At 58.4% G+C, this 7677-nt stretch carries 8 protein-coding genes and 1 pseudogene; 6 read left to right on the top strand and 3 right to left on the bottom strand.

The genetic code is table 11. The annotated features are described in order from the left end of the window. The 3 genes and pseudogenes from AB3X96_RS41585 to AB3X96_RS41595 all read right to left on the bottom strand — a co-directional run. Positions 1-2008, bottom strand: a 2008-nt coding sequence (locus AB3X96_RS41585) for an amino acid adenylation domain-containing protein (protein ID WP_368594296.1), incomplete at its 3' end; no start/stop codon positions are given. Positions 2009-2920: 912 nt separating this feature from the next. Continuing rightward, positions 2921-3469, bottom strand: a complete 549-nt coding sequence (locus tag AB3X96_RS41590; RefSeq protein WP_368594297.1) for a VOC family protein — start codon at positions 3467-3469, stop codon at positions 2921-2923. 665 nt (positions 3470-4134) lie between these two features. Next, a pseudogene (locus tag AB3X96_RS41595) lies at positions 4135-4323 on the bottom strand (IS6 family transposase); the annotation flags it as partial. Here AB3X96_RS41595 and AB3X96_RS41600 point away from each other — a divergent pair. From AB3X96_RS41600 to AB3X96_RS41625, 6 genes are all read left to right on the top strand, one after another. Beyond that, the gene (locus AB3X96_RS41600; RefSeq protein ID WP_368594301.1) at positions 4262-4975 is read left to right on the top strand and encodes an IS6 family transposase; all 714 of its coding nucleotides are present in this window, start codon (positions 4262-4264) and stop codon (positions 4973-4975) included. The pseudogene AB3X96_RS41595 and the gene AB3X96_RS41600 sit on opposite strands and share 62 nt — an antisense overlap. Positions 4976-5276: 301 nt before the next feature. Next, positions 5277-5969 carry an IS6 family transposase gene (locus AB3X96_RS41605; RefSeq protein WP_368594298.1) on the top strand — a complete coding sequence of 231 codons (693 nt, stop codon included), beginning with the start codon at positions 5277-5279 and terminating at the stop codon, positions 5967-5969. Between the two features lie 123 nt (positions 5970-6092). Continuing rightward, a complete protein-coding gene (locus AB3X96_RS41610; protein ID WP_176112378.1) occupies positions 6093-6305 on the top strand; it encodes a hypothetical protein in 213 nt (70 codons plus the stop codon). Between the two features lie 160 nt (positions 6306-6465). After that, complete coding sequence (locus tag AB3X96_RS41615; RefSeq protein WP_368594299.1) at positions 6466-6765, top strand: hypothetical protein; 300 nt, start codon at positions 6466-6468, stop codon at positions 6763-6765. A 7-nt stretch (positions 6766-6772) separates the two neighbouring features. Continuing rightward, on the top strand, positions 6773-7228 hold the full coding sequence (locus AB3X96_RS41620; protein WP_368594300.1) for a hypothetical protein: 456 nt from the start codon (positions 6773-6775) through the stop codon (positions 7226-7228). Further along, positions 7225-7518, top strand: coding sequence for a type II toxin-antitoxin system RelE/ParE family toxin (locus AB3X96_RS41625; RefSeq protein WP_176112381.1), 294 nt, complete (start codon positions 7225-7227; stop codon positions 7516-7518). Before AB3X96_RS41620 ends, AB3X96_RS41625 begins: the two co-directional genes overlap by 4 nt. Positions 7519-7677: the final 159 nt, after the last annotated feature.

A 7677-nucleotide genomic window follows, 5' to 3' on the forward strand; every position in this document is an offset into this window, starting at 1 on the left:
CCGGCAGATAGCGCGCCAGATCGCCAGTGCGGTACAGCCGGTCGCCCTCGACAAAGGGACTGCCGATGAACCGCTCCGCGGTCAGCTCGGGCCGGTTCAGATAACCGCGCGCCACCCCCGCCCCGCCGACGTAGAGCTCCCCGACCGCGCCAAACGGAACCGGCGCACCGTGTCCGTCAAGCAGATACACCCGCGTGTTCGCAATCGGACGGCCGATCGGGAGTCGTCGGACTGTCTGATCAATGGCGGTGATCTCGCAGACCGTCGCAAAGGTCGACGTCTCAGTTGAACCGTAGCAGTGCAAGAGATGTTGCGGTCGGCTTTGGCTCAAAACCCGGGCCACGGCCGCCGCATCAACCGCGCCACCACCAACTAGTAGAAATCGCAAACTCGCCAGCACCGGGCCTAACTCATCAACGCTCCGGCTGAACAACCCGGCAGTCAAATGCAGCACGGTGATGCGGTGCCGCCGAACCAGAATGCGCAGCACCTCGGGCTGCAGTACAGCTGTGTGTGGAATCACAATTAGGCTGGAACCGTGCAGCAGTGGTGCCCAAACTTCCAGCGTACTGATGCTAAAGGCGGGATTGCCTACCCAGGCCACGCGATCACTCGAGGTGAACTCCGCATAGCCGTTGTTGATGACGAGACGGTTGACAGCACGATGAGGAACAACCACGGCCTTCGGAAGACCGGTCGACCCGGAGGTGTACATCACGTAGGCCGGAGCCTCGGCGGTCAATGCTAGGCCAGGATCGGTACTACACCCTGTTCCAGCCATGATCGGATCAATGGCCAGAATAGGAATCGGAATCTCAAGCCCGCCCTCATTCTCGTCACCTACAAGGATGAGGCGCACAGCACAGTCGGTCATAATCCAGCTTCGTCGCCCAACTGGACCGCCCCGATCAATCGGTACATAGACCCCGCCCGCCTTCAGAACTGCCAGTTGTGCGACAACAAGAGCAATGCCTCGATCAAGCACTATCGCAACGCGCTCGCCCGGCTTCACCCCAAGCGCGATGAGATGATATGCGAGCCGGTTCGCCCGAGCATTGAGCTCGCCATATTTTAAGCGCGCGTCAGCATGGACCACGGCTACCGCATCCGGCGTCTTACGCACCTGCGCCTCGAACAGCTCATGGATACACCGGTCCGAAGGATAAGGCGTCGCCGTCCGGTTCAGATCCTCCAAGAGGCAGGTGCGCTCATCGGACGACAGCAGCCCGATGCACCCCAACGACTGCTGCGCATCGGTCATCACAGCACACAACAAATTCTGCAAATGCTGTGTCATACGCTCGATCTGATTGGGCTCGAGGCGACTTGCATCAAAGTGCCATCGGAAGCTCCCATCCAGAGCGCAAATCTCGAGCGTTACCAACTCACCGGAGCGAGCTATCTCAGAACTGGAGCTCGAAACCGACTCTTCAGCAGCAGAACAGCTCTCTCCCGTAACCGTAACGCCAACCGGCCAGGGACGGCGCAATCGTAGCGCCTCCACACCGCTCAACGTCGGGCATCGCGCAATAAGATCCCGCGCAAAGGTATCCTGCGCGTTCAGCTGAGCGAATTCGGCCGCGACCGCCGTGCGCGCCTCTGCGAAATTGTTATCGAGGTCGATGGTAATTGCCATCGGCACGACAGACGCGACAAGCACCTCGAGCGCATTCACGCCGGCTCGCGATCCGTTCGGCACGGGAGTCCATCCCAGTTGAAGCTCTGCTTCCCCGGTGATGCGGGCGAGATAGACCACCCAAGCAGTTAGCAAGAATTCCGCGCGATCACTGGGAGATAGCTCAGCCAACGCACCCGGCATGAGCCAAGCGGTCGATTGCCATGTCGCCAGAGCGTTGCCTTCTAACGACGAAAACGGAAGCTGAACTATCTTGAACTGCTCTAGTCGCTGTCGCCAGAACTCTTCACGAGATGCCAACAATTCATGGGCAACTGTTGTGCCCCGCGCCTCAGCTTCGCTTAAGATCGGTAAGCGGTTGCCTATATCCATGCCGGAATTCCTCGCCAGTGGCCGCGCATCCACTGGCCGACCATCTTAGCCGTCGAACCAAGCATCAACATCCTCGTACCTGTCGCCACATGCCAATTGCCGGGTGATTTTAAGGAGAGAGAGCCCGCCGATAAGCCCGAGCGGTTAGACGACACCTCCAAGCACCTGATTGCGACAACAGCCTTCACACATAGAACGATTGGAATGATACGACCTAAAGTCCAGGCGGTCGTTGTCCCAGAGAGATCTGGCGCGGGTCGATCCCATCGCAGTGCAGGCCGCCACATCCGGACGTCGACGTTCGGGAAACTCGCGTCGGCGTATCTAGCGCCTACGGACAGGCACTGAGCTCCTCTCCACTCGCCAAAACGGTCAGACGTTCGCGGAATACCTTGACTCCAGCCTCGCAGCATTTGAGGTCAAGAGTTGACGCCGTATCGGTTGGCGTGATCAACACGTGGGATTGAACAACCCGGTGACCGGTGTCCGCACCACCATAGATGCGATGCCACCTGACGGCACATTCGGCATCTTGGACCAACAGCACCGAAGAAGTTGCCGCAGTTCCCGCACACCGCGCTAACGGACCTTCGCGACACTTGGAAGCGCCTTGACGAACTCGCCCCAACACATCCGCTGCCAATGCGAATGGATTACAACCCGAAAATATCCAGTCCACCACTTGAGCATTCAGCAAGGTCGATAGCTCTTCAACACTTGCGACACGCCGGATCTTACCGCGACGAGCCCAATCCCCCAAAATGGGATCTGCACACAAGGCCGCGCGAATAACGTCGCCCATATCGCTCGCTACCTGGGCGCACCTTGCGGCTAGCCTCCCACCGGCAACAAGCGCGGCTGGGCGATGAAGATGTTGGAGCACGCGCACAACTGGAGGCCCCACCTCTTCCGTCAATATTTGCCCGACTGTTCAAGCTGACCAAAGAGCTGCTGAACGTTCGATTCGAGGAGGCCATTCTCTCCATCTCGGTGAATGAATTCGAAGCTAAGGCCCGTTTCAATGGAGCGACTCGAGAAGGCCTGCGCTAGTCCAGGACAACGAACGACGGTCGTATCAAATCCCAGACCACGAGACTTTAGGGTCTGCACGGCAGCATCTACATTGTCGACCTCAAGAGCAATGTGAGCAACTCCGACACCATTACGCCGCACCAGCTCTGAGACCTGAGAGGTTGGCTCAGTACCCTGACACAGAACAAACCTGATGCCGCCGCTCTCGAGGTTAGCATAAAGCATCCCTGTCGACCGTCCCTTAACGTGAGAACGGCCCTTCAATTCAAAGCCCAGCACGTCCTGAAAGAACAGAATTGACGCCTCAAGATCGAGTACTGCAATGGCAATATGATCTATCCCGCGGAACTTCAAAAACGAACTCTCGGCTTTCCGATTGTCGCCCGAAGTAGCATCTAGTCCGATCTTGCTGTCGACGGTCTCCTGCATAGCACCCTCTTCACAATGGATAACCAGACCAAATCAACGTCGCCCCGCGAGCGGCAGATACACCTTCAGCAGTTTAGTCCGTAGCAGCGACCAGGTTCTTCGGAATCATCTACTCCAACAAGTCAGCGTTATTCCTGGGCCACATCCGCTTAAGCACGGAAGAGCTCTGTTTTGCGCTCTTCGCATTTTTTCTGAAATCGCCAACGGTGGTGGATCGGCTATTTTCCCATCGCGATGCAAACATAGGCCCCTCAAGTTCTGATGGCGTTCGCTCCGCATCCGATGCTACATTTGGACCGGTGGAGAACGTCTAATCCGAACTCTTTGGCAGCGCCTCGCGAAGCGAGATGATCGTCACAGAGTTCTACGCATCTTAAGCAACCGACGTGCCAACGATATTGCGCGAGAGTTCCTCAAAGAACAACGCGCCTATAGCCGCCATTGATGAGTTTTACTGTTCGACTTGAGACATCGATGTCCTGAACCAGACACAGCTCAAACAATAACACCCCGGACAAGGCGACGAATCTGCGTTCCTTCAGCAATCGCGTCAATTAGCTGGTTCTTTGTCATTTTGACCATAATAGATTCTTTTGAGAGGCGCAGAACAGGGCATTGTCAACTTGTCGGCAGTGGCACGGACTACTGCGAAGAGTGTCAATCGCTCAGGAGACAGTCGACGGATTTTGAGCGATGCCGGTGAATTCGCGCCAAGCAGCGAATCGGGATGCGAGTTGTTTGCGATAGCGTGAAGCCCATAGCAGGTGTCGCTTGAGCGCGAAGTGCTGCCGGATCAGGCCGAAGCTGGAGAGAAAAGCCTGCGTGCGCTTCGGGTCACGAAATCCGCGCATTCTGTGCGTTCGCTGGTACCTGCGCTACAAGCTCTGCTTTCGCGATCTGGTCGGGATGATGGCCGAACGGGGATTGTCGCTGGCTCACACGACGATTCTGCGCTGGGTGAGGCGTTATACACCCGAGTTCGTCAAACGCTGGAACCGCTTTGCTACACCTGCGGGTCGCTCGTGGCGAGTCGATGAGACCTGCCTGAAGATTCGCGGCAGGTGGGTCTACCTGTACCGGGCAGTGGATCGGGCTGGCCAGACGGTGGACTTCATGCTCAGAGCCCGACGCGACATGGTTGCGGCCAAAGCTTTTTTCAGCAAGACCATCAAGCGTCAAGGCCAGCCGCCGGAGACCATCACGCTCGACGGCTATGCCGCCTCGCACCGCGCGGTGCGCGAAATGAAGACCGATGGTCTGCTGCCTGAAGACACGAAGGTCCGGTCCTCAAATTATCTGAACAACGTGATCGAGCAAGACCATCGCCACATCAAGTCCAGAACGAACGTGATGCCTGGGTTCAAGCGATTCGGGAGCGCCGCGACCACGATTTCAGCAGTCGAGTTGACGCATCGCATTCACAAGGGACCATTCGATCTCGCAAATCTCGGCCTCAAGGAGGCCGCTGCGCCCGCCGTATGGAATGCGGTCCTGTTTGATCGATAAGCTTTCCTACCTATATAAACTTTCTCAACCCGCTTACCTATTTGCACCAGAACACTCAGGATCTGGAGGATTGAACGCTTCAGCGGAATCGGCCTTGCCTTCCTTGTCGAGAGGAAGAGTGTGTCCTGTTTGGGACGTGCGCGACGTCAGCTTTCCGACAAATTTTGGGAATTTTGTTGCAACAGCACCGCAGCCGCGCTGGCCCGCACGACTTATTTGCAACCTCAGTTAGCCAAGAGTTTAAGTAAAGTACTTCATCGCTAGCATAGTCATTGCTTATAGAACACATCAGGTGAATGCAATGGAAAATAGTCTCGCGGTTCGGTGGTATTTCCGGTTCCAACTTGGCCTGCGTGATATTGAAGAACTGCTGTTCGAGCGCGGTGTCGTTGTCAGTTACGAGACGACCCGCCGCTGGTGCGACAAATTCGGCGCGGGCTTCGCACATCGCGTCAAAGCTGCTCGCCGCAAGCCTGGGCGCACATGGCATCTGTACGAAGTCTTCGTTACGTTGCGCGGTGAGCCTTATCTGCTCTGGCGGGCAGTCGACCAGCACGGCGCCGAACTCGACATCCTCCTGCAGAAACGTCGCGATAAGGCCGCAGCAAAGCGCTTCTTCAACCACGTGCTGGCCGCCTGTACCGACGCGCCACGAAGGATTGTCACCGATCAATTGCGCAGCTACCCGGCAGCCAAGGCCGATATCCCCGAACTGGCGAACGTCAAGCATGTGTTCGTCAAGGCTGCGGCCCGGGTGAACAACCGGGCAGAGAACAGTCATCAGCCTACGCGTGAACGTGAGCGGCGCATGCGCGGATTTCGTGACCCGAAGCGCACGCAGGCTTTTCTCTCCAGCTTCGGCCTGATCCGGCAGCACTTCGCGCTCAAGCGACACCTGCTACGGGCTTCACGCTATCGCAAACAACTCGCATCCCGATTCGCTGCGTGGCGCGAATTCACCGGCATCGCTCAAAATCCGTCGACTGTCTCCTGAGCGATTGACTCTTCGCAGTAGTCCGTGCCACTGCCGACAAGTTGACAATGCCCCGATCTGGCCTTCGACCCTGAGAAAGGCAAGCCGGACGAGCGTCCTGCGGCTATTTTTCTCTTCGACGACGTGCTCACGCGTGGCGCCCACTTCGCTGCAGCAGCCCGAAAACTTCGCGAAGTATTCGGCGACGTGCCGGTGATTGGCTGCTTCATCGCGCGCACCGTCATTCCGAACCCGTTTGACGATATCGACATCGACGACCTTCTTTTACGTCTTCCCGGCCCTTCGGGAGGCGCGCAATCTCATGAAAAAGGGCACCGAGGTGCCCTTTTTTGCTGATGCGGTTGATTGCCGCTCTCACGTAGAACAGGCGTTATGTCCAACCGCCGCGACGCTCAAAAATACCCCGACCCCCACTTTACAGTAAAATGGGTTGGCGTACAATAATTGTAGGTACCCCAATACCGTTGCCGGCGCGAGCCGGCCCTATGGAGTGACGATGCAACCCGTACAGATGGCCCCAGCCGAACGCGCGGCGCTCGAGCGCCTGGTCGAGCACGCACGCGGCGACACCGGCCAGAGCCGGCGCGTGGCCGACTTCCTGCTGGCCTGGTGGAACGCCGGCCAGTGCGGCAGCTACGACCTCACGACCGCATGGGGCGTGGACGACACCATTATGGACGATATGTGCGTGGTGTTCCGCCTCGCCTCGCGGGCGAACAGCTATCCCGAGACGCTGGGCTGCGGCCCGCAGTTCGAGGCCATCGTGCGCGCATGGCGTCCCAAACTCGTTGAGTGAGATCCACATGGCAACCGAAACCATCGACCAGAAGACCCTTACGCGGCTCGTGGAAGCCGGCGCCGTGCGCGCGGCGCATGTCGTCGGCCACGGCAACGGCTGGACGCTTGCGGCCAAGTACGGCCTGACCGAGCGTTTCCTGTCGGCCAAGCGCGGCGACGTGCGCGTGTTCCGCAAGCTCGAAACGCTCGTGAGTTTCCTGCGCGACATGGGTATCAGCCGCTTCGACGTGGACGCGGCCGGCTTCGATCCTGACTCGATCGAGCGCACCACGCGGCCCGACCGATCGGCCGCGCTGAAGGAGGCGCACGCCGCACGCGCCTATGACAAGTGGTTCCGCGAGCAGGTGCAGGAGTCGATGGACGACCCGCGCCCGAACGTGCCGCACGCGCAGGTGCAGCAGGAGATGGCAGAGAAGAAGGCGGCATTGCGCAGGCGGCTCGCACGCGGGGCTAAATCTTGATCGTGGAGTGGCGCGCGAAGGCGCGCGAGAAACGGCACAGAATCTTTGATTACATTGCGGCCGACAACCCGGTTGCCGCGCTTGAGCTGGACGATGAAATCGAGCGGAAAACCGACGTCTTGCCCGAGCATCCCGAACTGTACCGTGCCGGCCGTGTGCGCGGCACGCGCGAAATGGTGCTGGGGCCGAACTACATTCTGGTCTACCGGGTATTGAAGCAGGCCGGCATCATCGAAATCGTGCAGATCGTCGGCGCACGGCAGGACTACCAAAAGGGGAAGCGAAAATGATGCTGATTGGCGGGTTGCTGTATGTTTTCGGGCGGCATTGTCAACTTGTCGGCAGTGGCACGGACTACTGCGAAGAGTCAATCGCTCAGGAGACAGTCGACGGATTTTGAGCGATGCCGGTGAATTCGCGCCACGCAGCGAATCGGGATGCGAGTTGTT

It is taken from the genome of Paraburkholderia sp. BR13439, from assembly GCF_040948805.1.
In the GTDB taxonomy this organism is placed as follows: Bacteria; Pseudomonadota; Gammaproteobacteria; order Burkholderiales; family Burkholderiaceae; genus Paraburkholderia; species Paraburkholderia youngii.

Coding starts and splice junctions, on each gene's coding strand:
- AB3X96_RS41605 (WP_368594298.1), top strand. CDS start 5,277: ATGGAAAATAGTCTCGCGGTTCGGTGGTATTTCCGGTTCCAACTTGGC.
- AB3X96_RS41620 (WP_368594300.1), top strand. CDS start 6,773: ATGGCAACCGAAACCATCGACCAGAAGACCCTTACGCGGCTCGTGGAA.
- AB3X96_RS41590 (WP_368594297.1), bottom strand. CDS start 3,469: ATGCAGGAGACCGTCGACAGCAAGATCGGACTAGATGCTACTTCGGGC.
- AB3X96_RS41615 (WP_368594299.1), top strand. CDS start 6,466: ATGCAACCCGTACAGATGGCCCCAGCCGAACGCGCGGCGCTCGAGCGC.